The organism is Micromonospora sp. WMMA1976 (assembly GCF_027497335.1).
GTDB classification, from domain to species: Bacteria; Actinomycetota; Actinomycetes; order Mycobacteriales; family Micromonosporaceae; genus Micromonospora; species Micromonospora aurantiaca.
In genome coordinates this window covers 5,066,687-5,092,961 of sequence record NZ_CP114912.1, presented here as the reverse complement: position 1 = coordinate 5,092,961, position 26,275 = coordinate 5,066,687, and the positions used below count along the sequence as shown (strand labels likewise).

The following is a 26,275-nucleotide window of genomic DNA, read 5'->3' as shown; positions in this document are numbered from 1 at the left end:
CCCGGTTCTCCAGCAAAGCAGTTCGCCGGATCGCGCGGTACCGTTCCTGACACGACTTCACATCCTGGCCGTTGATCTCTGCAACCAAACGGACCCCCGTGCCCGTCTTCCTACCCGTGGGCGCGACGATTGGAGATGCTCGTGGGTGACAAGGGCGGCGCGGATCGCGGCAAGCGGTCCATGTGGCGCGGCGTGCCCCGGTGGGCCCGCGTCTGCACGATCCTGGGCATCGTCATGGTGGTGCTCAGCGGTTCCGTGCTGATCGGCTCCCGCGCCCTGGTCGCCCGCTACGAGGGATCGGTGGGCAAGGCCGACCTCTTCGGTGACCAGGCGGCCGGCGCCAACGAGAAGAAGAGCGACATCAAGGGCCCGCTCAACATCCTGCTCGTCGGTGTGGACCCCCGCACGTCGACCGCTCGCCCGCTCGCCGACTCGATCATGGTCCTGCACGTGCCCGCCACCATGGACCGCGGCTACCTCTTCTCGCTCCCACGTGACCTGCGGGTGGACATCCCGGCCTTCCCCAAGGCCGACTACGCGGGCGCCAACGACCGGCTCAACGCGGCCATGTCGCACGGCAGCAACGTGCCGGGGCAGAACCCCAGCACCGCACAGGGCTTCGAGCTGCTCGCCAAGACCGTGCAGGACGTCACCGGCATCAAGCGCTTCGACGCCGGCGCGATCATCAACTTCAGCGGCTTCAAGAAGATCGTCGACGCGATGGGCGGCGTCGACATGTACATCGAGCGGGAGGTGCGCTCCGAGCACCTCCAGCCGGACGGCACCCCACGCCAGCTCCGGCCCGGCGGCGGTGGCTACCTCGGGCCGCAGGCGGTGTACAAGAAGGGCAACGCCCACCTGGAGGGCTGGCAGGCGCTGGACTACGTCCGGCAGCGCTACCCGAAGAACGGCGTGCCCGACGGCGACTACGGCCGGCAGCGGCACCAGCAGCAGTTCGTCAAGGCGATGGCGAGCCAGGCGTTCAGCGCCGACGTGGTGACCAACCCGGTCAAGCTGGACCGGGTGCTGCGCGCGGCCGGCAAGTCGCTGGTGTTCAACGGACGCGGCAACAGCGTGGTGGACTTCGGGCTGGCCCTGAAGGACATCCGCCCGGATGCGATCGAGACCATCAAGCTGCCGGGCGGGGGGATCGGCACCGGCAGCAACTACCGGGGTGAGCAACTGCTCGAACCGGCGGAGGACTTCTTCACCGCCCTGCGTACCGAACAGCTCGACGCTTTCCTCCTGGAGCACCCCGACTTCGTCCAGAAGACCAAGTAGCCTGAGCGGGTGCGGGGCCGTGGTGGTCCGGCTCTCACCACCCGCGTTGGGTGGGCTGCGGGGGCGCGACTAGACTTTCGGCAATCCGCCGCCGCAGCAAGGAGACAGCGTGGCACAGCAGCTTCACGTCGAGCTCGTAGCCGTCGAGGAGAAGGTCTGGACCGGCGAGGCCGAGATGGTCGTCGCCCGGACGACCGAGGGTGAGCTCGGTGTGCTGCCAGGGCACGCACCGCTGCTCGGCCAGCTCGCCGAACCCAGCCAGGTACGTATCAAGCAGGCCGGCGGCCAGCAGGTCGCGTACGACGTGGCCGGCGGCTTCCTGTCGGTGACCGGTGAGGGCGTCACGGTACTCGCCGAGAGCGCAACCCCCGCCACCCCGGCCCGCTGAGCCGACCCGCCGATGGAGATCGTCGAAGGGATCGGAATCGGCGTCGCGATCGTCGTCGTCGCGCTTCTGATCCTCTTCATCCGGCGGGCCCTGTTCACGCGTAGCGGTGGCATCATTCGGCTGAGCGTCCGGGTCAACACGATCCTCGACGGTCGTGGCTGGTCACCCGGGTTCGGTCGCTTCGTGGGCGACGAACTCCGCTGGTACCGCATGTTCAGCTTCGCGCTGCGCCCCAAGCGGGTGCTCTCCCGCAAGGGGCTGGCGGTCGAGCGCCGCCGGCTGCCCGAGGGGCAGGAGCGCATGTCCATGCCCGCCGAGTGGGTGATCCTGCGCTGCACCAGCCACCACGCGCCGATCGAGATCGCGATGGCGCGATCCACTGTCACCGGATTCCTGTCCTGGCTCGAGGCCGCCCCACCCGGGGCGGTCTCGCCGCGTCTGGCCTCCCAGGACTGGCCCGCCGCCTGACCTCGCCCCCTCCCCGGGTTACGGGGGGCGTGCCGGGGCGCCGCCGCTGACGCCGATCTTGGAGTTGTGGCGCCACAAGATGCCCATTTCGCACCCTTCGCGAGGCACCACAACTCCAAGATCGCCGCGCCCTCCCGGGGGCACCCGCGATCTTGCACTTGGGGCCCCGGCGAAACTCGCAAACGGGACGCCTGGAGGGCTCGAACTGCAAGATCGCGCGGGCAGTCGTGCGGGCGACCGGCGGCGTCGCGCTCCGCACCGGGCCAGCCCCGCTCGGGCCGGCCCCGCCCTGCGTCAGTCCCGCCCAGGCCAGCTCTGACCGGCCAGCCCCGCCTGGGTCGGGCCGATCATGAACTTGGCGGCGTCTGGTGTCCGGTTTGCCGCCGATAACCTCATGATCGACGGTCTGGGGGGCGGGTGGGCTGTGGTGCCACCCGTGCACGCGAGCCTGCCCCGCGCGCCCTCCGCAGCCTGCGACCGAGCTATCTCTAGATCTTGGTACGAAACGGAGCCCGTGAGGGCACTTTTGTGCGGAGATCTACGGCTGTTCCTGGAATGCGGACATGTGTCTCAGGTGATGGAAGAAGGTGCTGGCGGGAGGTCTCCGAGGTGCTCCGAGGTGCGGGAGGCGGGAGTGCCGGGCGCGTGTGGGTGTGGTGCCGGGTCCGAGCGTGTGTGTGGGGTGTCCGGTTCGGGGGTGGTGGGCGGCACTCTGGGGGCGGAATCGTGGGCGGGCCGGTGGCGTTGTAACCGGGTGAACGACCGAGCACCGGCCCCGCCCCTGATGGGCCGCACGGCCTGCGGGAACGGACGTGGCTGGCTGGTCGTTGAGTACGGTTCCGGCGACGTGAGCCGCGGGGAATCACCCCGGCCCGGCCGGTCGTTGCGGTTCCGACGGCGTGAGCCGGCCCGGGAATGATGCCGGGTGGCGGGTCGTTGGACATGCTTCCGGCGCCGCGTAGAGGCCCCCGCCCCCGCGAGCAGCCGGGAGATCCCCCCGAAGACTTTTTGAGCGCCTGACGGTGCCCACGTATCCCGTTCCCCGGCGGGTGCGTCGACCCCCGAATGGAGCACTTGTGATGAACACGATTCTGCGTAAGAGCGTTCTGGGTATTGCTGGTCTGGCTTTCACCGGTGGCGTGTTCGCCGGTCCGGTGGCCGCCCACGCGGCGGACACCACCGCGAGCGTGAAGCCGGTGAGTGTGAGCGTGCAGGGTGACAAGCTGATCCCGCACGGTGTGCAGGGTGAGCAGTCGCGCATCGAGCTGAACGACGAGCAGACCAAGAACGTGAAGGCGATCATCGCGGCGACGAAGAAGGCCGGTATGGACGAGCGTGCCGCGGTGGTGTCGATCGCGACGGCGTTGCAGGAGTCGAAGCTGGAGAACCTGGGCCACCTGGGTGACCGTAACGACCACGACTCGCAGGGCCTGTTCCAGCAGCGCCCGTCCTCCGGTTGGGGCACGGTGGAGCAGATCACCGATCCTGAGTACTCGACGACGGCGTTCCTGAAGGGTCTGAAGCAGGTCGACGGCTGGCAGGACATGCCGCTGACCAAGGCCGCCCAGACCGTCCAGGTCAGTGCTTACCCGGACCACTACGCCCAGTGGGAGCAGCAGGCCGCCGACCTCGTCGCCGAGCACTGGAACAGCTAAGACCAACAAGCAAGACACAGCGAAAGGCCGGCACCCCAAACGGGGTGCCGGCCTTTTCACGTCTCCGCGACCAGCTCGACCTCGTACCCCTGCCCGTCGCTGAGGTAAGCGGCGTAGCTGTCCGGGCCGCCCGCGTGCGGGTGCCGGTCCGGAAACAGCAGCGTCCAGCCGTACTCTCCGGCGGCAGTGACCAGCCGCTCGACGGCGGACGGCGGGCCGGCGTGGAAGGCCAGGTGGTTCAGGCCGGGCGCGCGCCTGTCATGGGTGCGGCCGGTGAGCGCGGGTGACTCCTCCAGCACGATGTAGGTCGCGCCGAGCCGCCAGGAGCGGCCGGCGGGCCAGTCCTGGTAGGGCGTCCAGCCCAGCTCGCCGAGAAGCCAGCCCCAGGAACGACTGGCCGCCGCCAGGTCGGGTACCCAGACCTCCACGTGATGGAGGCCGCCGATGGTCAGCGCTTCCCGCCCGGCACCCATAGCACGTCGCCGTCCGGATTTGCCGTTCTTGACAGGATAAAGAGCAAATCGGAGAGCCGGTTGAGATACTTTGCCGGGAGGGGACTGGTCCGATCGGGGTCGTGTGCGACCAGCGCCCATGCCGCACGCTCGGCGCGCCGGGCGGTCGTCCGTGCCACGTGCAGCAGTGCCGCACCAGCGGTGCCGCCGGGGAGGATGAAGGAGTCGAGCTTGCTCAGGCGCGCGTTGTACTCGTCGCACCAGCCCTCGAGGCGCTCGACGTACTCCTCGGTCACCCGCAGCGGCGGGTACTTCGGATCCGGCTCGACAGGCGTCGCCAGATCCGCGCCGACGTCGAACATGTCGTTCTGCACGGACTCCAGCACGGCCCGCAGCTCGTCCGAGAGCTGCCCCAGGGCGAGCGCGACGCCGATCGAGGCGTTGCACTCGTCCACGTCCGCGTACGCGGCGATACGCGGATCGGTCTTCGGCACCTGCTCGTTGTTGCTCAGCCTGGTCATGCCGGCGTCGCCGGCCTTGGTGTAGATGCGCGTGAGGTGGACGGCCATGACGCACAGCCTACGGATACCGGACCTGACCATCCCGGCCCGGCCGAGCCCGGTGGGGCCGGGGGACGCGGGAGATCCGGCGCTCAGCGATGTCGACGTCATCCGGGTACGCGGTGACGCCCGCCTCGCCGGCACCGTGCACGTGGTGGGTGCGAAGAACTCCGCGCTGAAACTGATGGCCGCGGCGCTGCTCGCGCCCGGCCGCAGCATGATCACCAACGTGCCCCGGATCACCGACATCGCGATCATGGGCGAGGTGCTGCGGCGGCTCGGCTGCGGCGTACGTTTCGGGCCGGACGACCCGGTCGACCCGATGGTGGCCCACGGCGGTGTGGCGCGGTCCCGCTCGGTGCTCATCGACGTGCCGGAGCAGCCGGGCGCGGAGGCCGACTACGACCTGGTCCGGCGGCTGCGCGCCTCGATCTGCGTGCTGGGCCCGCTGCTGGCCCGCCGGGGGTACGTCCGGGTGGCGCACCCGGGCGGCGACGCCATCGGCTCGCGCGGCCTGGACATGCACATCGCCGGGCTGGCCCGGATGGGCGCGGAGATCTCCGGTGAGCACGGCTTCGTCATCGCCGAGGCGCCGGGCGGGCTGCACGGCGCCGACATCGTGCTGGACTTCCCGAGCGTGGGCGCGACCGAGAACCTGGTGATGGCGGCGGTGTTGGCCCGGGGCGCCACGACTATCGACAACGCGGCCCGGGAGCCGGAGATCGTCGACATCTGCACGATGCTGAACCGGATGGGCGCCCGGATCGAAGGGGCCGGCACCTCGACGCTGCACATCGTCGGCGTACCCGAGCTGCGCCCGGTCCGGCACGCCACGGTGGGGGACCGGATCGTGGCCGGCACCTGGGCGTTCGCCGCCGCGATGACCCGCGGCGACGTGACGGTGACCGGCCTGGACCCGGCGTACCTGGAGGTCGCGCTGGACAAGCTGGTCGCGGCCGGCGGCCTGGTGGAGACCCGGGGCGACGCCTTCCGGGTACGCGTGGACGACCGCCCGAGGGCGGTCGACGTGGTCACGCTGCCCTATCCGGGCTTCGCCACCGACCTGCTGCCGATGGCGATCGGGCTGGCGGCGGTGAGCGAGGGCGGCTCGCTGATCACCGAGAACATCTTCGACGGCCGGTTCATGTTCGCCAACGAGATGATGCGGCTGGGTGCGGAGATCCGTACCGACGGCCACCACGCGCTGGTGTGCGGCCGGGAGCGGCTGTCCGGCGCCCCGGTCCGCGCCACCGACATCCGGGCCGGCGCCGGCCTGATCATCGCCGGGCTCTGTGCCGACGGCCTGACCGAGGTCTCGCACGTGCACCACGTCGACCGGGGCTACCCGGATTTCGTGGCCGACCTGCGGGCGCTCGGCGTCGAGGTGGAGCGCGGCACCGCGCCGGAGGAGCCGGACCTGGCCATCTGACAGCCGGGGCTTATCCCTCGTTAAGTAGGGTTCTCGCAGACGTTGCAGAACACGGCGAGGGAGAAGCAGATGGCGGGTCGACTCGCGGTCGTCGGTGCCGGGCTGATGGGCTCGGGCATCGCCCAGGTGGCGGCGCAGGCGGGCTGGCAGGTGACGCTGCGCGACATCGACGACGCGGCCACGAAGCGCGGTGTGGACGGCATCCGGAAGTCGCTGACGAAGTTCGCCGAGAAGGGCAAGATCGAGGCGTCCGACGTCGAGGCGACGCTGGGCCGGATCACCCCGACCACCGACCTGGAGGCCGCCGCCGACGCGGACATCGTGGTCGAGGCCGTCTTCGAGAAGATCGAGATCAAGCACGAGGTGTTCCGCGCGCTCGACAAGATCTGCAAGGCGGACGCGGTGCTCGCCACCAACACGTCGGCCATCCCGGTGACCCAGATCGCCACCGCCACCGAGCGCCCGGAGTCGGTAGTCGGCACGCACTTCTTCTCGCCGGTGCCGATGATGAAGCTCTGCGAGCTGGTACGCGGCTACAAGACGAGCGACGCGACGATGGACACGGTCAAGTCGTTCGCCGAGGGGATCGGCAAGACCGTGGTGGTGGTCAACCGGGACATCGCCGGTTTCGTCACCACCCGGCTGATCTGCGCGCTGGCGATGGAGGCGGTCAAGCTCGTCGAGTCCGGCGTGATCTCCGCCGAGGACCTGGACACCGCCTGCAAGCTGGGCTTCGGCCACGCCATGGGCCCGCTCGCCACTGTCGACCTGACCGGCGTGGACGTGCTGCTCAACGCCACCCGCAACATCTACACCGACACCGCCGACGAGAAGTTCTTCCCGCCGGAGTTGCTCCAGCGCATGGCCACCGCCGGTGACCTGGGCCGCAAGACCGGCCAGGGCTTCTACTCGTACTGACCGGCCCGTCCTCCTGCCCCCGGCCCGCGCGGCCGGGGGCGGTTCACGTCCGGGGTGGGCTGAGCGCGGCGCCGATCAGCGCGAACGCGTCCGGGATGACTGTGCCCCAGTAGCCGAAGTTGTGCCGCCCGTCGGCCCAGGCGGCGCGTACCGGCTCCTCGGGCAGCGCCCGGGCCAGCGCGCGCACGTCCTTGAGGAAGTTGTCCTGCCGCCCGCACCACAGCCCCACCGGGGTGCCGCGCAGCCTCTCCGCGCCGGTGAAGACCGCGTCGCCGGGGCTCACCGCGGGGGAGAAGGCCGCAGCCATCCGCAGCCACTTCGGGTACGTCTCGGCGAGCAGCAAGGCGCCGAAGCCCCCCATCGACCAGCCCCACACGGCCAGCCGGCTGCTGTCGAACCCGCGCCGGGCGCACCAGGTGGGCACCTCCTCGCGCACCATCCGCTGCGGGTCGTCGTCACCGGAGGCGCGCCAGGACAGCCGCCCGCCGGTGGCGCCGGCGAGCGCGAACGGCGGGGCGCCCCGGCGTACCGCCTCGGTGAGGAAGCGGGCCAGCCCGAACCGGCCGTAGTCGCGCGGGGTGGCCGACGCGCCGTGCAGCACCAGGCAGACGGGCAGGCCGCGGCCGTCGCCGTACCCCTCGGGGACCGCCGTCCAGAAGTCCACCTCGCGGCCGCGCGCGCCGGACGCGATGCGGATGAGCCGTTCGTCGCCGGGCGGGGCGTCCGGCAGGGCCGGCGCCGGTCCCGGGCGGGGGCCGGCCAGTTGCCGGGCGGCGAGGCCGCCGACCAGGCCGGCCCCGGCGATCCCGGCGGCGGCGGTGAGCACCGTCCGCCGGGTCAGCGTGTGTGCCATGCCGGCGAGTGTGCCATCCGGTACGCGTCGCGGGGAGCCGCGCGGCATCACGGTGCCGGGACGGCCGCCGTGGGTCTGCTGTCCGGCTCCCCGGCGCCCGGCGTGGTCCGGCGCAGGCCGGGGGTGAGCGCGACGGTGACGGCCAGCGCAACGGCGGCGAGCACCGCGACGGCGTGCGCCGGGGTGGTCAGGTCGGCGAGCGCCCCGGCGAGCGCGGCGCACACCGCCTGCGCGGCGAGCATGCCGTTGCCGTGCAGGCCGAGCACCTGGCCCCGGGCCTCGGACGGCGAGTGGGCGATCAGCCGTTCCTGCATCGGCAGGGTGGAGGCGTAGCCGACCGACGCGACGAGCGCGACGGCCACGGCCACCGGCAGCGGCGGCGACAGCAGGATCAGCAGGTACGGCAGGGGGAGCAGCACCCGCAGCGGGTGGATCCACCTCTCGCGGAGGGCGGGGGACAGGAACCGCCCCACCACCACGTCCCCGGCCAGCATGCCGAGCGCGGCGGCGGCGAGCAGGAAGCCGGCGCGGTCGGCGGCGTACGGAACGAACAGCGCCTCGCAGCCGACGATCAGGCCGCCCGGTACCCAGAGGTTGAGCAGGAGCGACCGGCGGCCGGGGTCGGCCCAGAGCACCCGGTTCACGCGCAGCGTGCGGGCGACCGTCACCCGCTCGCTGGTCCGGGCCGGACGCTCGGTGAGCCCGAACCATCCCACCGCGGCGGACACCGCCCGCAGGACCAGCGCCAGCAGGAACACCTGGTACGGGCTCAGCCACACCAGCAGGACGCCGGCCAGCCCGAACCCGGCGATCTGCATGACGCCGACGCTCGTGTTCATCGTGGCCCGGGCCAGCACGTAGGCGTTCACCGGCACGATGTCGGTGAGCAGGGCCCACTTGGCGCCGGCAGCGACCGAGCCCACGTACGCGTTGGCGAAGATGATCGCGAAGCGGGCCCAGAGTGGCAGCCCGGGCACCGCCTGGAGCGCCGCGCCGGCGGTGGCGAGCAGGGCGGCGAAGGCCATCGCCCGGCGCGGCGGCACGCTGTCCGCGGCGGACAGCAGCGTCAGGCTGCCGAGGACACCGGCCAGCGGCGCCCCGAACATGCTCAGCGCGGTGAGCAGCGCCGAGCCGGTCGACGCGTAGGTCAGCGCGCCCAGGGCCAGCGCCGACGTGGTGTGGGCGGCGATCCCGGCGCAGTTGGCCAGGAACAGGTTGCGGAACTCCCGGACCGCGAACAGTTCTGCGTACGTTCTCACCCGGGCATGGTCGGCCGGTCGTCGGCGGAATCCCTAGACTTACGTCTGGAGGCGAAACGTGGGCGTCTGGCAGGTGCCGTCCGACCTGGTCGCGCGGAGTCGTTTCACGGTGTCGCCGATGGCCGAGACCGTCGGCGCGCTGAAGGCGCTGCGCCATCCGAAGGTCCCCTGGGAGCAGGCCTGGCGACGGCCGCACGTGGACGCGTTCCGGGAGATGCTGGCTGCCCGGCCGGTGGTCCGGGCGCTGGTGGAGGCGTCGTTCGGCCTTCGCTGGGTGGCGGACTTCCTCACCATCGCGCCCGCCTCGGCGGATCCGACGTTCGCCGGGGAACTGGCGGCGATCGAGCGGTTGTCCGACGAGCGGATCCGGGCCGACCTGCGTGCCACCCGGCCGGGCCCGCTGGCGGCCGAGCTGCTGGCGGACGGGCTCACCGGGCAGGTCGTGGAACTGCTCGACTGGATCTGGGCGCACACAGTCGCGCCGGAGTGGCCGGAGCGGGAACGCCGGCTGCGGGCGGACATCGTGGCCCGTACCGCCGCCCTGAGCATGCGCGGCCTGGCCGGGGCGATCGTCGACATCAACCGCAACGTGCGGTGGCTGGGTGACGGCCGGCTCCAGGTGAACGACTACCCGGAACCGCCGCTGTCGCTGCACGCGGCCGAACAGCTGGTGTTCGTGCCGGCCCACTGCCGCCGCGGCTGGGTGGTCTGGGACGCGCCGGCCCGGTTCGGGATGGTCTATCCGGCGCGCGGGATCCTGGTCGATCCGACCTCACCGGCGCCGGACGGCCTGGCCCGGCTGATCGGCGCGAACCGGGCCGAGATCCTGGCCCGGCTGGACGCTCCGCTGAGCACCTCGCAGCTCGTGGTGGTGACCGGGCTGTCCCTGGGCACGGTCAGCGACCACCTGCGGGTGCTGCTCGACGCGGGCGCGGTCGCGAAGCGGCGGTCCGGGCGCGAGGTGCTCTACTGGCGTACGCCGCTCGGTGCGGCGCTCGTCGACGGCGGATGAGCGGCGTCAGCCGTCGCGCTTGGTGGTCCAGCGGAACGTGGTCAGGCACAGCACCAGGCCGATGACGCACCAGGCGCCCAGCACCAGCGCGACGGTGCCCAGCTCGAACGAGCCGCCCGGCTCCCGGGCGCCGAAGCTGTCCGGCAGGAAGACCGAGCGCAGCCCTTGGCACATCCACTTGAGCGGGAAGATCGCCGCGACCTGCTGCATCCAGGTGGGCAGGCTGGTGAAGACGAAGAACACGCCGGAGATGAACTGGAGCACCAGCGCGACCGGGGTGACCACCGCCGAGCCGCTGCGGGCGGTGCGGGCCAGCGACGAGATGGCGATGCCGCAGAGCGTGCAGGCGGTGACACCGAGCACGGAGACCCAGGCGAACGTCAGCCACTTGGCGGTGGTCTGCGGCAGGTCCAGGTCGAACATCGCCACCGAGACGGCGAGCAGCAGCACGGTCTCGGCGATGCCGATGACCACCACCATGATCACCTTGCCGGCGAACCAGACCCACTTCGGCATCGGCGTACCGCGGTAGCGCTTGAGCACGCCCCGGTCCCGTTCGATCGGGATCCAGATGCCGAGGTTCTGGAAGCTCACCGTCATCAGGCCGGTCGCGATCATGCCGGTGATGAAGTACTGCGTGTAGCTGACCCCGGGGGCGATCTCGTCGCTGAAGATCGCCGCGAAGATCAGGATCATGATGATCGGGAAGCCCATCGTGAACACGACGGACTCCCGGCTGCGCAGGAACTGGGTGATCTCCAGCCGCCCCTGGCGCAGCGCCAGCGCGCCCGCGCCGGGCCGCCGGGCCGCGGCGGCGGTGACCGGGGCCGCGGGGTTGGTCGTGGTGGTCATGGGTGTCCGATCATCCGCAGGTAGACGTCTTCCAGGGTCGGCCGGGTCACGGTGAGACCGGGCACCTCGCCGCCGAAGCGCGCGGCCAGGTCGTACACCAGCGCCGTCGGCGTCGCGGTCTCCGCCGAGGCCGGTGTCCCGTCGGGGGTACGCCAGGCGACGGTCGCCAGCGACTCCTGCCGGTTGCCCAGCGCGTTCGGCGGCGCGACCTCGATCACCCGCCCGGCGGCGATCACGCCGACCCGGTCGGCGAGCGCCTCGGCCTCGTCCAGGTAGTGGGTGGTGAGCACGATCGTGGTGCCGGCGGCGGACAGGTCCCGGATCAGCTCCCAGAACTCGCGCCGGGCCTCCGGGTCGAAGCCGGTGGTCGGCTCGTCGAGGAAGAGCAGCTCGGGGCGGCCGATGATGCCCAGCGCCACGTCCAGGCGGCGCTTCTGCCCGCCGGAGAGCGTGTGCGTGCGCGCCTTGGCCTTGGCGCCCAGCCCGACCCGCTCGACCACCTTGTCCGGGTCGTCGGCGCCCGGGTAGAAGCCGGAGAAGTGGCGGACCACCTCGATGACGCTGAGCTCGTCGAACTCGCCGGTGCCCTGGAGCACGATGCCGACCCGGGAACGCCAGCCGGCGTCGGGGTGGGCGGGGTCGGCGCCGAGCACGCGTACCTCGCCGGCGTCGCGCTGCCGGTAGCCCTCCAGGATCTCGACCGTTGTGGTCTTGCCGGCGCCGTTCGGGCCGAGCAGGGCGAACACCTCACCCCGGTGGACGTCCAGGTCCACCGAGGCGACGGCGACGTTGTCGCCGTACGCCTTGCGCAGCCCTCGCACGGAAATCGCGAGCTCGTTCTCCATGACGTCAAGTGTGCGTCGTGCGGTAGCCCGTTCCACTGCCGGGTCAGCTATATACGCGAGGTATACACTCGGTGTAGTCTCTGCTCATGACGGTTCCCCTGACCCTGCTCGGGCTGCTCGAACGCGAACCCAGCCACGGCTACGACCTCAAGCGCGACTACGACACCTTCTTCGGACGCGGCAAGCCGCTGCCGTACGGGCAGGTCTACTCGACGCTGAGCCGGCTGGCCCGCGACGGCAAGGTGGTGGTCGGCGACGTCGCTCCCGGCGCCGGGCCGGACCGCAAGCGCTACGTCATCACCGACGTGGGCGCCACCGAGGTGGAGCACTGGCTGACCGAGCCGGTCGAACCGGAACCGCACCTGCAGACCCTGCTGTTCACCAAGGTCGTGCTCGCGCTGATGCTCGACCGCCCGGCCGAGGAGTACCTGGACACCCAGCGCGCCGCCCACCTGCGCCGGATGCGCGAACTCACCGAGATCAAGCGCAGCGGCGAACTCGTCGACGTGATGCTGGCCGACCACGGCCTCTACCACCTCGAGGCGGACCTGCGGTGGATCGAGACGACGGGCGCCCGGCTGGACGCCCTGAGAAAGGCGGTACGGCCATGAGCCCGATGATCGAGGCACGTGACGTCACGTACGCGTTCGGCGAGACACCGGCCCTGCGCGGCGCGAGCCTCGCCGTGGCCGCCGGTGAGGTCGTCGCCGTGATGGGACCGAGCGGTTCCGGCAAGTCGACGTTGCTGCACTGCCTGGCCGGCATCCTGCGCCCCGACTCCGGTGAGGTCCGGTTCGACGGCACCCGGATCGACACGCTCGGCGAGGCCGACCGCAGCGCGCTGCGCCGCGACAGCTTCGGCTTCGTCTTCCAGTTCGGCCAGCTCGTGCCGGAACTCACCGCGGCGGAGAACGTGGCGCTGCCGCTGCTGCTGCGCGGTGTCCGCCGCACTCCGGCGCTGCGCGCCGCGCGGGGCTGGTTCGAGCGGCTCGGCCTGGCCGGCATGGAGCACCGCCGCTCCGGGGAGCTGTCCGGTGGGCAGGCCCAGCGGGTCGCGCTGGCCCGTGGCCTGGTCGCCGAGCCCCGGGTGCTGTTCGCCGACGAGCCCACCGGCGCGCTCGACTCGCTCACCGGCGAGGAGGTGATGACGCTGCTGGTGGACGCCGCCCGCGAGAAGGGCACCACAGTCGTCCTGGTGACGCACGAGGCGCGCATCGCGGCGTACGCCGACCGGGAGGTCATGGTGCGCGACGGCCGGGTCAACGCCCCCGCCGGGGTCGCCTCGTGATCGGGCTCGCGCTCCGGCTCGCCGTCGCGGGTGGCCGGGAGGCGCTGGTCCGGCTGGTCGCCATCGCCGCCGCCGTCGCGGTCGGCACCGGGCTGCTGCTCACCACGCTCGCCGGTGTGCACGCCACCGACGCCCAGCTCACCCGCTACGCGTCGATGTACCCGCAGGAGACGGCGGGCGGGTCCGCCGACCCGCTGCTGTGGTCGACCCGGTTTGACTACTTCCGGGGCGATCAGATCGTTCGCATCGACGTCGCCGCGACCGGTCCGGACGCGCCCACGCCGATCGGCGTCCCCCGCGCGCCGGGGCCCGGCGAGTTCTACGCCTCCCCGGCGCTGCGGAAGCTGCTGGCCACCACCCCCGCCGACCAGCTCGCCGACCGCTACCCGGGCCGGGACCTCGGCGTCGTCGGGCCGGCGGCGCTCACCTCGCCGGACACCCTGCTCGTCCTGGTCGGTGGCACCCCGGAGCAGGTGAGGAAGCTGGACCAGGTCAGGAAGGTCACCCGGCTCGACGACAACCGGGCTCCGCTGCCGAGGGCGGCGATCGACCTCATCCTCGGCGTGGCCGCGGGCGGACTGCTGTTTCCCGTACTCGTCTTCATCGGCACGGCGACCCGGCTCGGCGCCGCCCGCCGGGAGCAGCGGTTCGCCGCGATGCGGCTGGTCGGGGCCACGCCCCGGCAGATCTCGGCGGTCGCGGCCGTCGAGGCCGCGCTCGCGGCGGCGGCCGGCGCGGCGGTCGGCTTCGCGGTGTTCTTCGCGTTCCGTGGACAGCTCGCCGGCATCCCGTTCACCGGCATGCCGTTCTTCCCCCGGGACATGGCCATCGGTGCGCCGGAGGCCGTCCTGGTGGCGCTCGGCGTGCCGGCGGGCGCGGCGGCCGCGGCCTGGGTCGCGCTGCGCCGGGTCCGGATCTCCCCACTCGGTGTCAGCCGCCGCGTCACACCCCGGCCGCCCCGGGTGTACCGGCTGATCCCGCTCGCGCTCGGCCTGGCCGGGCTGGGCTTCGCCCTGGTGTACCGGCCGCCCACGTCGGACGGTCAGACCGCGTTGTTCCTGCCCGCGCTGTTGCTGGTCATGGTCGGGCTGATCGCGGGCGGGCCGTGGCTCACCATGGTCGGCGCCCGGGCGATGGCCGCTCGCGCCACCCGGCCCGCCGCGCTCATCGCCGCGCGCCGGCTCGCCGACAACCCGGCCGCCGGTTTCCGCGCGGTGGGCGGGGTGATGCTCGCGCTGTTCGTCACGACGGTGGCCGTGGGCGTGATGGGGACGATCGCGTACGAGCGCGGTCCCGCGCCCCAGGGCTCCCTGGAGGCCGGTCGGGTGTCGATGGTGCTGACGGACGACCCGCCGGTGCCCGGAACGCTGGTGGCCGACCTGGCCGCGATTCCCGGGGTCCGCAACCCGGTGCTCGTCCGGGAGAACCCGGTACGCGGTGACGGCCGCGACTCCGGCGTGATCGCCTGCGCGGACATCCCACCCGCGTACGGGCGGTGCGCCGCCGGGGCGAGCGTCGCCGAGGTGCCGCCGGACCTGATCCCCTGGCGGGAGTCCGCCTCGGCCGACCGGGTCTGGCCGCCGTCCCCGGTGGAGCCGGCCGCGCTTCCCGGGCTGCCCGCCGGTTCGGTGGCGGTCGAGGCGGCGGACCCGGCCGCTGTCGAGCGGGTCCGGACGGTCCTCGAAGCCGCCTTCCCCACGTTCTTCGTGGCCCCGAACGTGCCGGGCGACTTCGAGGCCGACTTCGCCGACACCATGCGGGGCTGGCAGCGGCTGGCCGACCTCGTCGTGGTGACCGGTCTCGTGCTCGCCGGGTGCAGCCTGGCGGTCGCGGTGGCGGCCGGCCTCAGTGAACGGAAGCGGCCGTTCAGCCTGCTGCGGCTCAGTGGCGCCCCGGTGCGGCTGCTGCGCCGGGTGGTGGCCCTGGAGAGCGCGGTGCCGCTGCTGACCGTCGCCGTGGTGGCGGTCGGGATGGGACTGGTCGCCGCGCAGCTGTTCCTGCGCGCGCAGATGGACTACGACCTGCGCCTACCGGGGATCGGGTTCGCCGCCGTGGTGGTCCTCGGCGTGCTGGGCTGCCTCGCCGTCATCGCGGCCACCCTGCCGCTGCTGGAACGGATCACCGGTCCGGAGACCGCCCGTAGCGAATGACCCGTCGGTGGGCCGGCCGCACGCCGGCCCACCGGTGCGGGCATCGGGTTGTGTGGTTTTCCACACTCTCTTTTACTGAACGGTAACTTAAACTCCGGCCATGGACGACGCGATGCCGGGACGGCTGCCCGAGCGGGACCGCCCGTGGGTGATGCGCACGTACGCCGGGCACTCCTCCGCCGCGGCCACCAACGCGCTCTTCCGCCGCAACCTGGCGAAGGGGCAGACCGGCCTGTCGGTCGCCTTCGACCTGCCCACCCAGACCGGGTACGACCCGGACCACGAGCTGGCCTCCGGCGAGGTGGGCCGGGTCGGCGTGCCGGTGGCGCACCTGGGCGACATGCGGGCGCTGTTCGAGGGCATCCCGCTCGCCGAGATGAACACCTCGATGACCATCAACGCCCCGGCGATGTGGCTGCTCGGCCTCTACGGCACCGTCGCGGCCGAGCAGGGCGCGGAGCTGAGCCGCTGCGCCGGCACCACGCAGAACGACATCATCAAGGAGTACCTGTCCCGGGGGACGTACATCTTTCCGCCGGCGGCGTCGCTGCGGCTGACCGCCGACGTGATCGCGTACACACTGCGTGAGATGCCCCGGTGGAACCCGGTGAACATCTGCTCGTACCACCTTCAGGAGGCCGGCGCCACGCCGGTGCAGGAGGTGGGCTTCGCGCTGGCCACCGCCGTCGCCGTGCTGGACACCGTCCGCGACTCCGGCCAGGTGCCGCCCGAGCGGATGGGCGACGTGGTCCAGCGGATCTCGTTCTTCGTCAACGCCGGGGTGCGCTTCGTCGAGGAGATCGCCAAGATGCGCGCGTTCGGCGCGCTCTGGGACGAGATCACCCGCGACCGCTACGGCGTGGAGAACCCGAAGCAGCGCCGGTTCCGCTACGGCGTCCAGGTCAACTCGCTGGGCCTGACCGAGGCGCAGCCGGAGAACAACATCCAGCGCATCGTGCTGGAGATGCTCGGCGTCACGCTGTCCCGCGACGCCCGCGCCCGGGCCGTGCAACTGCCCGCCTGGAACGAGGCGCTGGGCCTGCCCCGCCCGTGGGACCAGCAGTGGTCGCTGCGCATGCAGCAGGTGCTGGCGTACGAGTCGGACCTGCTGGAGTACCCGGACCTGTTCGCCGGCTCGCACGTGATGACCGCGCTCGTCGACGACATCGTCTCCGGTGCCCGCGTCGAGCTGGAGAAGGTGCTGGAGATGGGCGGCGTGGTCACCGCCGTCGAGACCGGCTACCTCAAGAGCGCGCTGGTGGCGTCGCTCGCCGACCGGCGCCGCCGGATGGAGTCCGGCTCGGACGTGGTGGTCGGCGTCAACCGGTTCACCGAGACCGAGCCGTCGCCGCTCACCGCGGCCGGTGCCGAGGCGATCGAGCAGGTCGACCCGGCCGTCGAGGAGGCCGCCACCGACGGCGTACGCCGGTGGCGGGCCGACCGGGACGCGGCGGCGGTCGAGGCGGCGCTGGACCGGCTGCGCGCCGACGCCGCCACCACGGCGAACCTGATGCCGGCGACGCTGGACTGCGTGCGGGCCGGTGTCACCACCGGCGAGTGGGCGGGCGCGCTGCGCCAGGTGTACGGCGAGTACCGCGCGCCGACCGGCCTGGCCGGGGCGGTCGGCACAACCGGTGACGCGACCCTCGCCGGGGTCCGGGAGCGGGTCGCCGCGACCGCCCGGGAGCTGGGCAGCGGCCGGCTGCGGCTGCTGGTCGGCAAGCCGGGGCTGGACGGGCACTCGAACGGCGCGGAGCAGATCGCGGTACGCGCCCGCGACGCCGGCTTCGAAGTGGTCTACCAGGGCATCCGGCTGACCGCCGGGCAGATCGTCGCGGCGGCGGTGGAGGAGGACGTCGACCTGGTCGGCCTCTCCGTGCTGTCCGGCTCGCACCTGGCCGCCGTGCCGGCGGTGCTGGACGGGCTGCGCGCGGCCGGGCGGGGCGACCTGCCGGTGGTGGTGGGCGGGATCATCCCGGCCGCCGACGCCGAGGCGCTGCGGACCGCCGGGGTGGCCCGGGTGTTCACGCCGAAGGACTTCGCGCTCACCGGCATCATCGACGAGCTGGTCACAGTGATCCGCGAGGCCAACGCGCTGAGCTGAACGCCCTCGCGGGTGGGTCAGCGGCTCTCGTAGGTCATGCAGTCGGCCATGTCCATGTCCGGGCCGACGGTGATGGCCGGGGCGTGACACTCCAGGTCGGCGTTGTGCCGGCAGTCGGCGCGCGAGCACGCGCCGACCTGGGCGACCAACTGGTCGAGACCGCCGCGCACCGGCATCTCCACGAACGTGTGGCAGTGCGCGTGGTCGCTGCTGCCGATCGTGATGGCGAACGCGTGGCAGTCGTTCGTGTGGTTGTAGGCGCAGGACCGGACGGCGCACTCCTGGACCCGGGGCATCTCCAACGACGCGGTCATCTCCCGTACCTCCTTGGGTGTCTTGCCCCGATTTTAGAGGTTTCGGGAGTCGGTGCGCGTCAGACGCGGAAGCCCGCCGCGCGGGCGGCGGCGCGCTCGCGGCGCCGCTCCCGGCGGCGGCGGAACAGCCACGGTACGAAGAACACCAGGGCGACCAGGAAGACCAGGACCAGCACCGGCAGCAGCAGCGCCACCACCGACATGACCACGCTCGTCGCGTCCTCGGCGGTGCTGGCCACCGGCGCGCCCACCCCGGCGGTGGTCGCGTTGATGACCGGCCGGGCGGCGGCCTTGAGCAGGTGCACGCCGAGCGCGATGAGTACGCCGACCACCACCGGCACCCACTGGTGGGTGGAGAAGAACGTGTCCGGGTCGCTCACCGTGACGGTCTCCGAGCCGGCGCCCGCGCCGAACGCGAGCCCGCCCGCGGTCGGCCGCACCACCGTCTGCACCACGTCGTTGACGTGGTCGACCACAGGCACCTTGTCGGCCACCACCTCGACCGCGAGCAGGACGGCGAGGATCAGCACCACCCAGCCGTTGCCGAGCCACTGCCAGCCGCTCGGCAGCTCGACCAGATCGGTGTAGCGGGACAGCAGCCCCATCAGCAGCAGCGGGATGTAGGCGTTCAGGCCCGCCGAGGCGGCCAGGCCGGAACCGGTGAGGACTTCGAGCACGATCTCAATATGGCACCGGTACGCCAGTGGCGCTCGTCGGCGTCCGCCGGGGCCTCGGCTACCCTCGGCGGGTGCGGTTGGTGATTGCGAAGTGCTCGGTGGACTACGTCGGACGGCTCTCGGCCCACCTGCCCCCGGCGACCCGGTTGCTGATGGTGAAGGCGGACGGGTCGGTGTCGATCCACGCGGACGACCGGGCCTACAAGCCGTTGAACTGGATGAGCCCGCCCTGCCGGCTGGAGGAGGCACCCGGCGTCTGGCGGGTGGTCAACAAGGCCGGCGAGGAACTGCGCATCACCCTGGAGGAGATCTTCCAGGACACCTCGTACGAGCTGGGCGTGGACCCGGGCCTGCGCAAGGACGGCGTCGAGGCGCACCTGCAGGAGCTGCTCGCCGCGAACCCGGAGACGCTGGGGGAGGGCTTCACGCTGGTCCGGCGCGAGTACATGACCGCTATCGGGCCGGTCGACCTGCTCTGCCGGGACGCGGTCGGCGGCGCGGTGGCGGTCGAGGTGAAGCGGCGCGGCGAGATCGACGGCGTCGAGCAGCTCACCCGCTACCTGGAGCTGATGAACCGCGATCCGCTGCTCGCGCCGGTGGCCGGCGTGTTCGCCGCGCAGGAGATCAAGCCGCAGGCGCGGGTACTCGCCACCGACCGGGGGATCCGGTGCGTGGTGGTCGACTACGACAAGCTGCGCGGCATCGAGCGCGACGAGCTGACGCTGTTCTGAGGCGCCGCCTCAGCGGCCCCGGCCGTACATCAGCTTGGCGATCTTGACAATGCGGGCGATGTCGGCCGGGGTGCGCTCGAACGTCATCGCCGGCAGCAGCGACCGGGCCCGGCGGCGGGTGACCGACTTGGGCCGGCCGAACTCGCGCAGCCCCTCCTCGCCGTGGATGCGGCCGAAGCCGGACTCGCCGGTGCCGCCGAACGGCAGCGTCGACATGCCGGCGAAGGTCAGCGCCGAGTTGACCGAGGCCATGCCGGAACGCAGCCGCCGCGCGACCGCCACCGCCCGCGCCCGGCCGAAGACCGAACCCCCGAGCCCGTACGGCAGCGCGTTGGCCCGCTCGACCGCCTCGTCCACGTCCCGGACGCGGTTGACCACGAGCGTCGGGCCGAACGTCTCCTCCTGCACGGCGGCCGAGTCCTCCGGCACGTCGACCAGCACCGTCGGGTGCACGTACGGCGGCTGGACCGCCTCCGGGCCGCCCAGCACCGCCCGGCCGCCCCGGTCGATCGCGTCGTCGATGTGCCGGCGGATGACGTCGATCTGCGACGGCATGGTGATCGGGCCGAGGTCGGAGCCGTCGGCGCCCACGGTGAGCCGCCCGGCCTTCGCCACCACCTTCTCCACGAAGGCGTCGAAGACCTGGTCGACCGCGTAGACCCGCTCGATGCCGATGCACGTCTGGCCGGCGTTCGTCATCCCGCCCCATACGCACGCGTCGGCGGCGGCGTCCAGGTCGGCGTCGCTGTCCACGATCATCGCGTCCTTGCCGCCGGCCTCCAGCAGCACCGGTGTGAGCGTCTCGGCGCAGGCGGCCATCACCCGCTTCGCGGTGGCGGTCGAGCCGGTGAACGCGACCTTGCCGACCCCGGAGCGGCACAGCGCCGCGCCGACCGCGCCGAAGCCGTGCACCACCTGGAACACCGGCTGCTCCGGCACCACCTCGGCGAACCTGTCGACCAGCCACTGGCCGACCGCCGGCGTGTACTCGCTGGGCTTGAACACCACCGCGTTGCCTGCCGCGAGCGCGTACGCGGCGGAGCCGATCGGGGTGAAGACCGGGTAGTTCCACGGGCCGATCACACCGATCACGCCGTACGGCTGGTATTCGAGGTGACCGCTGAACTCGGCGAGGACCAGGCGGGAGCGGACCCGGCGCGGCCCGAGCACCCGCTGCGCGTTGCGGGCCGCCCAGTCGATGTGCTCCAGCGCGGTGAGGATCTCCACCACCGCGTCCCCGACCGGCTTGCCGCCCTCGGTGTGCATCAGGTCGGCCAGTTCCTCGATCCGCCGGGCGAGCACGCCGCGCCAGCGCTGGAGGCGGTCGCGCCGGCCGGCGAAGCCGAGCCCGGCCCACCAGTCACCGGCCGCCCGGGCGCGGTCGACGGCGGCGCGCACGTCCGCCTCGGTGGCCAGCGGAAATCGGCCCGCCTCGGCGCCGGTGGCCGGGCTGGTCGACACCAATTGACCCTCGGAGATGAGCGGGGCGCCCGGCACATGTACAGCGGTCATGGCCGAAGTCTAGACCCGAGGATTACTCGCCGGTAGGTGTCGAATGCGCCGTACGCTGCGCGGACGATCAGCCGTCGCATCGACGGAAGTGCCGTCCGAAACGGCGAACGGGAGATGACCGGCCGGGGTCGCGGGGGTGACCGCGCGGTGGTGCAAGCCACTACGGTGAGGTGGCAGGCTGACGCCGCGGGGCGATGTGGGGTGGAGGACTGTCCATGGAGGAGCATCCTGAGCTGATGCCGTTGCTGACGGTGTCGGGCGGGGCGATGCGGGGGCTCACGTTCCGGGTCGGCCAGGAGGCGCAGGTGATCGGCCGTGCGCCGACCGCCGACATCGTGCTCGCCGATCCGCACCTGAGCCGGCGGCACGCCACCGTCCGGGCCACCCCGGAGGGGGTGCTGCTCACCGACCTCGGCTCGACGAACGGCACCTGGCTCAACGACACCCGGGTCACCGGCAGCGTGGCGATCGCCGACGGCGACGTGGTCCGGCTCGGCCGCACCGATCTGCGCCTCTACGACCCGGGTGTGGCCCGCACCGACCCGGTCGGGATGAGCTTCGGCGCGATGCGCCGCGACCAGCGCCCCACAGTGCCGCTGCCCGTCCCCGGGCCACGCCAGCCGATCGAGGCGCGCGAGGCGCAGCCAGCCGACGCCCGCTAGCCCCTCACCACCCGCCGCCCTCTCGGGCCCCCCGCGACCCTCGGTTGATCATGAAGTTGGCGGCGGTCCGCGTCCGATTTGTCGCCGCCAACCTCATGATCGACGCGGTGAGGGGGCGGGGGTGTGCGCCACCGTCGCGTGCGGCGGTGTGGGGGTGGGGCACATGGACCGGGGGTGGGGGCGCGTGCCAGCATGCGCGGATGCGCAGCGCACGGCTCACGGTCCAGGCCAACGGCATCACCCAGGCGGTCCGCGTGGCCGGTCCACCGGACGGCGTACCGGTCCTGCTGGTGCACGGCAACGTCTCCTCCTCCGCGTTCTGGGAACCGTTGCTGGCCCGGCTGCCGGAGACGCTGCGGGTGGTCGCGCCCGACCTGCGCGGCTACGGCGAGACAGACACCGCGCCTGTCGACGCCACCCGGGGGCTGGACGACTTCGCCGACGACGTGGCCGCGCTGCTGGACGCCCCGGGGCTGTTCCCGCCCGGCGCCCGGCCGGTGGTGGCCGGGCACTCGCTGGGCGGCGGCGTGGCGATGCGGCTGCTCGTCGGCCACCCCGAGCGGGTCGCAGGGCTGCTGCTGGAGGCGCCGGTGTCCCCGTACGGCTTCGGCGGCACCCGGGACCTCGACGGCACCCCGACGACGCCCGACTTCGCGGGCACCGGCGCCGGCGGCGCGAACCCCGACTTCGTGGCCCGGCTCGCCGCCGGTGACCGGAGCGCGGACGGCCCGACCAGCCCACGTGCGGTGCTGCGTGCCGCGTACGTGGCCGACCCGGCGTCCCTCGGCGACGACGAGGACCTGCTGCTGGAGAGCATGCTGACCACCGCCACCGGGGACGACAACTACCCGGGCACCGCCGTGGCCTCGGCCCACTGGCCGGGGACCGCCGCCGGTCCGCGCGGCGTGCTCAACGCGCTGGCCCCGGCCCACTTCCGGCTCGCCGACGAGCTCGTCGCCGTGCCGGTCAAGCCGCCGGTGACCTGGGTACGCGGCGACGCCGACGTGATCGTCTCGGACACCTCGCTGTTCGACCTGGCGTACCTCGGCCGGCTCGGTGTGGTGCCCGGCTGGCCGGGCGAGGCCCAGTGCCCGCCGCAGCCGATGGTCGGGCAGACCCGCGCGGTGCTGGACCGGTACGCGGCGGCCGGCGGGACGTACCGCGAGGTGGTGCTGCCCGGCTGCGGGCACAGCCCGCACCTGGAACGGCCGGCCGAGTTCGTCGCCGAACTGCTGGCGCTGACCGGGGAGAACGCCACCGGGTGAGGCGCGGTGCGTGAAATATCCCACGGCGTCTCGACAACACAGCGTCACGTGGCAGACTCCGGCGCATAACCTTAGCGGCCGTTCATGTCGCGGACGGCGGAGTCGAGCCAGGGGAGGCCGGTCGTGGCGCGGGAGTTCACCAGGGTGGGCGTGGTGGGTCTGGGCACCATGGGTGCCGGCATCGTGGAGGTGTTCGCCCGCAACGGCGTCGACGTCACAGCCGTCGAGATCTCCGACGCGGCGCTGGAGCGCGGCCGGGCCACGCTCACCGGCTCCACGGACCGGGCCGTGGCCAAGGGCAAGCTCGCCGAGGCCGAGCGGGACGCCCTGCTGGCCCGGGTCGACTTCCGGGTCGGCCTGGACGCGCTGCACGACGTGGACCTGGTGATCGAGGCGGTGCCCGAGCACCTGGACCTCAAGCAGCGGATCTTCGCCGAGCTGGACCGGGTCTGCAAGCCCGAGGCGATCCTCGCCACCAACACGTCCTCGCTGAGCGTCACCGAGATCTCCGTCGCCACCACCCGGCCCAACCAGGTCATCGGCATCCACTTCTTCAACCCGGCCCCGGTGATGAAGCTGGTCGAGGTGGTCCGCACGGTGGTCACCTCCGCCGACGTGGTCGCCGACGTGGAGGCGCTCTGCGAGCGGCTCGGCAAGGTCGACGTGACGATCAGCGACCGGGCCGGGTTCATCGCCAACGCGCTGCTGTTCGGCTACCTGAACCACGCGGTCGGCATGTTCGAGGCCCGCTACGCCACCCGCGAGGACATCGACGCCGCCATGAAGCTCGGCTGCGGTCTGCCGATGGGCCCGCTGGCGCTGATGGACCTGATCGGTCTGGACACCGCGTACGAGATCCTCGACACGATGTACCGGCGCGGCGGCCGGGACCGCCGGCACGCCCCGGCCCCGCTGCTCAAGCAGATGGTCACCGCCGGTCTGCTGGGTCGGAAGTCGGGCCGCGGCTTCTACACCTACGAGCGGCCGGGTTCGCCGAAGGTCGTACCCGACGAGTACACGCCGCTCGCCGCGGACGCCGCGCTCGCCGACGGCGCCCGCGCCATCGCGAAGGTCGGCGTGGTCGGGTCCGGCACCATGGCCACCGGCATCATCGAGGTGTTCGCCAAGGCCGGGTACGAGGTCATCTCGGTGACCCGGGGCGCGGAGAAGTCCGCGAAGGTCTGCGAGGCGGTGAAGACCTCGCTGAACAAGGGCGTGGTGCGGGGCAAGCTCAGCGAGACCGACCGGGACGACGCGCTCGGCCGGATCACCTGGTCCGCGACGCTGGAGCACCTGGCCGACGTCGACCTGGTGGTCGAGGCCGTGATCGAGGAGCTGAGCGTCAAGAAGGCGCTTTTCGCCAGCCTCGACGAGATCTGCAAGCCGGGCGTCGTGCTCGCCACCACCACCTCGTCGCTGCCGGTGATCGACGTGGCGATGGCGACCCAGCGTCCCGCCGACGTGGTCGGCCTGCACTTCTTCAACCCGGCGCCGATCATGCCGCTGGTGGAGATCGTGCAGACCATCCGCACCTCCGCCGAGACGTCGGCCACCGCCCGCGCGGTCTGCGCGAAGCTCGGCAAGACCGGCGTGGTCTGCGGTGACCGGTCCGGCTTCATCGTCAACGCGCTGCTGTTCCCGTACCTGAACGACGCGGTGAAGATGCTGGAGGCCAGCTACTCGACCGCCGACGACATCGACTACGCGATGAAGCTCGGCTGTGGCTACCCGATGGGCCCGTTCGAGCTGCTCGACGTGGTCGGCCTGGACGTCTCGCTGGCCATCCAGCGGGAGCTGTATCTGGAACTGCGCGAGCCCGGATTCGCCCCGGCGCCGCTGCTGGAGCACCTGGTCACCGCCGGCTACCTGGGCCGCAAGTCCGGCCGCGGGTTCCGCGACCACACCCGGCGCTGACCGCTGTCAACAGCCGGGCCCGGTGACGGCGTCTTCGAGGTGTGACCTTCGAGGAGTACGTCGGCAGCCGCGGCCCGGTGCTGTTGCGTCTGGCCCGGCTGCTGACCGGCGACGCGCACCGGGCCGAGGACCTGACCCAGGACGTGCTGGCGCGCGCGTACGTGCACTGGCGGAAGATCGCCCGGATCGACCGGCCCGACGTGTACGTGCGCCGGATGCTCGTCAACGCCAACACGTCCTGGTGGCGGCGGCGGTCCAACCGCGAACTGGCGGTGGACACGTTCGCCGACCGGCCCGAACGCGGAGACCTGAGCGGCGAGGCGGCGGACCGGGACGAGATGTGGGGGCTGATCCGCGCCCTCCCGGACCGCCAGCGCGCCGTGCTGGTGCTGCGCTACTACGAGGACCTGGACGACGCCACGATCGCCCAGATCCTCGACTGCTCCCCGGTCACCGTCCGCACCCACGCGATGCGGGCGCTCGCCCACCTCCGGGAGCGCTGCGGCGTCCCGATGACAAAGGGGAGCCGGCCGTGACCGACCTCGACCAGCGGATCGCCTCGGTGCTGCGGGAGCACGCCGAGGGCGAGACAGACACCGGGCGCCTGCTGCGCCGCTCCCGCGCGCTCGGCCGGCGCCGGCAGGTACGCCGCCGACTCACCGCCGGCACCGCGCTCGCCCTGGTCGGCGTGCTCGGCTTCACCGGCGCGATACGCGCGGACGTGGGCGGGGTGGCCGGGCGGATGCCCTGGACGGCCGCAACCCCGGAGGCGGCGCCACCGCCGGTGCCGCCGCTCGCCGACGGGGTGCCCGGGGCGCTTCAGCGTCCCGATCTGGTGGGTACCGACCCGCAGGTGCTGCACCTAGGCGTCGACACCACCCGGGCCCGCTATCTGGGCTGGTCCGTCCACAGCGCCAACCTGGTCGAGTCGATCCGGTTCAGCGTCGGTGACGGGCACCCGGTCCTGCTCGAGGTGAGCCCGGTGGCGAAGACCCTCGACGACACCCCGATCGAAGGCTTCCCGGTGCAGGCCGTCAGCGGTCGGCTGACCTTCGACGGTGCCGTGTTGCGGGTTGCCGGTACCGACGGTCTGGTCAAGTCGTGGCAGCCCTTCCCCGGTCTCTACGCCCGGGCGGCCACGCTTCGCGGTGACGTAGCCGCCTTGGACCGGGTGGCCGGTCTGGTGCGCTGGGAGGAAGCCCGGCGATGCACCGGGCCGGTCCGACCGACCACGTTGCCGGCGAATGCGGCGGTGACGGGATGCTCGGTGGACGCGGCCGCCTTCCCGAAGGGCCTCACGGTTCAGCTCACCGTCTTCCGGGCACCTTCGTCGAACATGTGGATCAAGCTGGTCTACGGGGCGGAGATGGGGGAGGACACGGGCCGCGCCAGCAACCGCGACCTCGGTGGCCGTCCGGGCTTCCGGTATCCGGACGGCAACCGCCTGGAACTGCTCGGCCTGCCCAAGGTGCGGTTGACAGTCGACTTCGCCTGGCCCTTCCCCGGCTACGGACCCCCGGGCCAGGTGAACTTCACCGAGGCCGACGCGGCGACGGTGCTCGTCGGGACGAAGGTGGCGAGAGACCTCACCCGTCCGCAGACCTGGCCCTGATCGGTCACCACGAGCAGATCCTGGTGCGGAACGGCCCCGGGAAGGGCGCATCCGTACCAAGATCGCCCGACCCG

General features: G+C 72.4%; 26 protein-coding genes. 17 read left to right on the top strand and 9 right to left on the bottom strand.

The features are described from left to right. Positions 1-135: 135 nt before the first annotated feature. The 4 genes from O7546_RS23360 to O7546_RS23345 all read left to right on the top strand — a co-directional run bounded on the left by O7546_RS23360 (position 136) and on the right by O7546_RS23345 (position 3,792). Positions 136-1,281 carry an LCP family protein gene (locus O7546_RS23360; protein ID WP_194800593.1) on the top strand — a complete coding sequence of 382 codons (1,146 nt, stop codon included), beginning with the start codon at positions 136-138 and terminating at the stop codon, positions 1,279-1,281. Positions 1,282-1,390: 109 nt separating this feature from the next. Then, the gene (locus tag O7546_RS23355; protein ID WP_047893558.1) at positions 1,391-1,669 is read left to right on the top strand and encodes a F0F1 ATP synthase subunit epsilon; all 279 of its coding nucleotides are present in this window, start codon (positions 1,391-1,393) and stop codon (positions 1,667-1,669) included. A 12-nt stretch (positions 1,670-1,681) separates the two neighbouring features. Continuing rightward, positions 1,682-2,137, top strand: coding sequence for a DUF2550 domain-containing protein (locus O7546_RS23350; RefSeq protein WP_120573385.1), 456 nt, complete (start codon positions 1,682-1,684; stop codon positions 2,135-2,137). A 1,079-nt stretch (positions 2,138-3,216) separates the two neighbouring features. Beyond that, complete coding sequence (locus O7546_RS23345; RefSeq protein ID WP_281600043.1) at positions 3,217-3,792, top strand: hypothetical protein; 576 nt, start codon at positions 3,217-3,219, stop codon at positions 3,790-3,792. 56 nt (positions 3,793-3,848) lie between these two features. Here the strand turns inward: O7546_RS23345 and O7546_RS23340 are convergent, their stop codons facing one another. Then, a complete protein-coding gene (locus O7546_RS23340) occupies positions 3,849-4,265 on the bottom strand; it encodes a VOC family protein (protein ID WP_194800595.1) in 417 nt (138 codons plus the stop codon). Next, positions 4,241-4,813 (bottom strand): cob(I)yrinic acid a,c-diamide adenosyltransferase, encoded by a 573-nt coding sequence (locus O7546_RS23335; RefSeq protein ID WP_013475364.1) that lies wholly within the window; start codon positions 4,811-4,813, stop codon positions 4,241-4,243. Before O7546_RS23335 ends, O7546_RS23340 begins: the two co-directional genes overlap by 25 nt. On the opposite strand from O7546_RS23335, the gene murA reads away from it, so the two are divergent. Both murA and O7546_RS23325 read left to right on the top strand, forming a co-directional pair. After that, the gene (gene murA / locus O7546_RS23330; RefSeq protein ID WP_281600042.1) at positions 4,812-6,233 is read left to right on the top strand and encodes a UDP-N-acetylglucosamine 1-carboxyvinyltransferase; all 1,422 of its coding nucleotides are present in this window, start codon (positions 4,812-4,814) and stop codon (positions 6,231-6,233) included. The genes O7546_RS23335 and murA overlap by 2 nt on opposite strands. Before the next feature lie 69 nt (positions 6,234-6,302). Beyond that, entirely contained in the window at positions 6,303-7,151 is an 849-nt protein-coding gene (locus tag O7546_RS23325) for a 3-hydroxyacyl-CoA dehydrogenase family protein (protein WP_135241796.1), read from the top strand. A 43-nt stretch (positions 7,152-7,194) separates the two neighbouring features. Here O7546_RS23325 and O7546_RS23320 read toward each other — a convergent pair whose 3' ends face one another. Then, positions 7,195-8,004, bottom strand: a complete 810-nt coding sequence (locus tag O7546_RS23320) for an alpha/beta hydrolase-fold protein (protein ID WP_269697560.1) — start codon at positions 8,002-8,004, stop codon at positions 7,195-7,197. A 47-nt stretch (positions 8,005-8,051) separates the two neighbouring features. Then, the gene (locus O7546_RS23315) at positions 8,052-9,263 is read right to left on the bottom strand and encodes an MFS transporter (protein ID WP_269697559.1); all 1,212 of its coding nucleotides are present in this window, start codon (positions 9,261-9,263) and stop codon (positions 8,052-8,054) included. A gap of 58 nt (positions 9,264-9,321) precedes the next feature. Here O7546_RS23315 and O7546_RS23310 point away from each other — a divergent pair, with 58 nt between their 5' ends. Further along, positions 9,322-10,275: a helix-turn-helix domain-containing protein gene (locus O7546_RS23310; protein ID WP_121685141.1), complete on the top strand. Its 954-nt coding sequence runs from the start codon at positions 9,322-9,324 to the stop codon at positions 10,273-10,275. Positions 10,276-10,281: 6 nt separating this feature from the next. On the opposite strand, the gene O7546_RS23305 is transcribed toward O7546_RS23310, so the two are convergent. Together O7546_RS23305 and O7546_RS23300 are read right to left on the bottom strand one after the other, a co-directional pair. Then, a complete protein-coding gene (locus tag O7546_RS23305; RefSeq protein WP_043328679.1) occupies positions 10,282-11,127 on the bottom strand; it encodes an ABC transporter permease in 846 nt (281 codons plus the stop codon). Beyond that, entirely contained in the window at positions 11,124-11,972 is an 849-nt protein-coding gene (locus O7546_RS23300; protein ID WP_281600041.1) for an ABC transporter ATP-binding protein, read from the bottom strand. Before O7546_RS23300 ends, O7546_RS23305 begins: the two co-directional genes overlap by 4 nt. Before the next feature lie 86 nt (positions 11,973-12,058). Here O7546_RS23300 and O7546_RS23295 point away from each other — a divergent pair, with 86 nt between their 5' ends. From O7546_RS23295 to O7546_RS23280, 4 genes are all read left to right on the top strand, one after another. Then, entirely contained in the window at positions 12,059-12,583 is a 525-nt protein-coding gene (locus O7546_RS23295) for a PadR family transcriptional regulator (protein WP_091422661.1), read from the top strand. Next, positions 12,580-13,260 carry an ABC transporter ATP-binding protein gene (locus tag O7546_RS23290; RefSeq protein WP_194800601.1) on the top strand — a complete coding sequence of 227 codons (681 nt, stop codon included), beginning with the start codon at positions 12,580-12,582 and terminating at the stop codon, positions 13,258-13,260. The genes O7546_RS23295 and O7546_RS23290 overlap by 4 nt, the downstream gene beginning before the upstream one ends. Next, the gene (locus O7546_RS23285; protein WP_194800602.1) at positions 13,257-15,410 is read left to right on the top strand and encodes an ABC transporter permease; all 2,154 of its coding nucleotides are present in this window, start codon (positions 13,257-13,259) and stop codon (positions 15,408-15,410) included. Before O7546_RS23290 ends, O7546_RS23285 begins: the two co-directional genes overlap by 4 nt. Before the next feature lie 100 nt (positions 15,411-15,510). Beyond that, a complete protein-coding gene (locus O7546_RS23280; RefSeq protein ID WP_194800603.1) occupies positions 15,511-17,514 on the top strand; it encodes a protein meaA in 2,004 nt (667 codons plus the stop codon). A gap of 17 nt (positions 17,515-17,531) precedes the next feature. Here O7546_RS23280 and O7546_RS23275 read toward each other — a convergent pair whose 3' ends face one another. Together O7546_RS23275 and O7546_RS23270 are read right to left on the bottom strand one after the other, a co-directional pair. Beyond that, positions 17,532-17,828: a DUF1540 domain-containing protein gene (locus tag O7546_RS23275; RefSeq protein WP_013288237.1), complete on the bottom strand. Its 297-nt coding sequence runs from the start codon at positions 17,826-17,828 to the stop codon at positions 17,532-17,534. Between the two features lie 59 nt (positions 17,829-17,887). Beyond that, positions 17,888-18,505, bottom strand: a complete 618-nt coding sequence (locus O7546_RS23270) for a DUF4126 domain-containing protein (protein WP_013288236.1) — start codon at positions 18,503-18,505, stop codon at positions 17,888-17,890. A gap of 71 nt (positions 18,506-18,576) precedes the next feature. Between O7546_RS23270 and nucS the strand changes: the two genes are divergently transcribed. Further along, complete coding sequence (nucS, locus tag O7546_RS23265) at positions 18,577-19,236, top strand: endonuclease NucS (protein WP_030503891.1); 660 nt, start codon at positions 18,577-18,579, stop codon at positions 19,234-19,236. 9 nt (positions 19,237-19,245) lie between these two features. On the opposite strand, the gene O7546_RS23260 is transcribed toward nucS, so the two are convergent. Next, the gene (locus O7546_RS23260; protein WP_269697558.1) at positions 19,246-20,748 is read right to left on the bottom strand and encodes an aldehyde dehydrogenase family protein; all 1,503 of its coding nucleotides are present in this window, start codon (positions 20,746-20,748) and stop codon (positions 19,246-19,248) included. A gap of 215 nt (positions 20,749-20,963) precedes the next feature. On the opposite strand from O7546_RS23260, the gene O7546_RS23255 reads away from it, so the two are divergent. From O7546_RS23255 to O7546_RS23235, 5 genes are all read left to right on the top strand, one after another. Continuing rightward, positions 20,964-21,410 (top strand): FHA domain-containing protein, encoded by a 447-nt coding sequence (locus tag O7546_RS23255; RefSeq protein WP_194800605.1) that lies wholly within the window; start codon positions 20,964-20,966, stop codon positions 21,408-21,410. Positions 21,411-21,610: 200 nt separating this feature from the next. Continuing rightward, entirely contained in the window at positions 21,611-22,675 is a 1,065-nt protein-coding gene (locus tag O7546_RS23250) for an alpha/beta hydrolase (protein WP_194800606.1), read from the top strand. Between the two features lie 123 nt (positions 22,676-22,798). After that, positions 22,799-24,589, top strand: coding sequence for a 3-hydroxybutyryl-CoA dehydrogenase (locus O7546_RS23245; protein WP_013475372.1), 1,791 nt, complete (start codon positions 22,799-22,801; stop codon positions 24,587-24,589). 41 nt (positions 24,590-24,630) lie between these two features. Then, a complete protein-coding gene (locus O7546_RS23240; protein WP_281600040.1) occupies positions 24,631-25,125 on the top strand; it encodes a SigE family RNA polymerase sigma factor in 495 nt (164 codons plus the stop codon). Beyond that, complete coding sequence (locus tag O7546_RS23235) at positions 25,122-26,201, top strand: hypothetical protein (RefSeq protein ID WP_281600039.1); 1,080 nt, start codon at positions 25,122-25,124, stop codon at positions 26,199-26,201. Before O7546_RS23240 ends, O7546_RS23235 begins: the two co-directional genes overlap by 4 nt. The last annotated feature ends 74 nt before the right edge of the window (positions 26,202-26,275 follow it).

Bases quoted from the DNA above. Each gene is read 5' to 3' on its own strand.
- O7546_RS23345 (WP_281600043.1), top strand. From the start codon at position 3,217: ATGAACACGATTCTGCGTAAGAGCGTTCTGGGTATTGCTGGTCTGGCT.
- O7546_RS23290 (WP_194800601.1), top strand. From the start codon at position 12,580: ATGAGCCCGATGATCGAGGCACGTGACGTCACGTACGCGTTCGGCGAG.
- O7546_RS23250 (WP_194800606.1), top strand. From the start codon at position 21,611: ATGCGCAGCGCACGGCTCACGGTCCAGGCCAACGGCATCACCCAGGCG.
- murA (WP_281600042.1), top strand. From the start codon at position 4,812: ATGACGCACAGCCTACGGATACCGGACCTGACCATCCCGGCCCGGCCG.
- O7546_RS23300 (WP_281600041.1), bottom strand. From the start codon at position 11,972: ATGGAGAACGAGCTCGCGATTTCCGTGCGAGGGCTGCGCAAGGCGTAC.
- O7546_RS23275 (WP_013288237.1), bottom strand. From the start codon at position 17,828: ATGACCGCGTCGTTGGAGATGCCCCGGGTCCAGGAGTGCGCCGTCCGG.
- O7546_RS23260 (WP_269697558.1), bottom strand. From the start codon at position 20,748: ATGACCGCTGTACATGTGCCGGGCGCCCCGCTCATCTCCGAGGGTCAA.
- O7546_RS23340 (WP_194800595.1), bottom strand. From the start codon at position 4,265: ATGGGTGCCGGGCGGGAAGCGCTGACCATCGGCGGCCTCCATCACGTG.
- O7546_RS23325 (WP_135241796.1), top strand. From the start codon at position 6,303: ATGGCGGGTCGACTCGCGGTCGTCGGTGCCGGGCTGATGGGCTCGGGC.
- O7546_RS23305 (WP_043328679.1), bottom strand. From the start codon at position 11,127: ATGACCACCACGACCAACCCCGCGGCCCCGGTCACCGCCGCCGCGGCC.
- O7546_RS23360 (WP_194800593.1), top strand. From the start codon at position 136: ATGCTCGTGGGTGACAAGGGCGGCGCGGATCGCGGCAAGCGGTCCATG.
- O7546_RS23320 (WP_269697560.1), bottom strand. From the start codon at position 8,004: ATGGCACACACGCTGACCCGGCGGACGGTGCTCACCGCCGCCGCCGGG.
- O7546_RS23350 (WP_120573385.1), top strand. From the start codon at position 1,682: ATGGAGATCGTCGAAGGGATCGGAATCGGCGTCGCGATCGTCGTCGTC.
- O7546_RS23280 (WP_194800603.1), top strand. From the start codon at position 15,511: ATGGACGACGCGATGCCGGGACGGCTGCCCGAGCGGGACCGCCCGTGG.
- O7546_RS23335 (WP_013475364.1), bottom strand. From the start codon at position 4,813: ATGGCCGTCCACCTCACGCGCATCTACACCAAGGCCGGCGACGCCGGC.
- O7546_RS23295 (WP_091422661.1), top strand. From the start codon at position 12,059: ATGACGGTTCCCCTGACCCTGCTCGGGCTGCTCGAACGCGAACCCAGC.
- O7546_RS23255 (WP_194800605.1), top strand. From the start codon at position 20,964: ATGGAGGAGCATCCTGAGCTGATGCCGTTGCTGACGGTGTCGGGCGGG.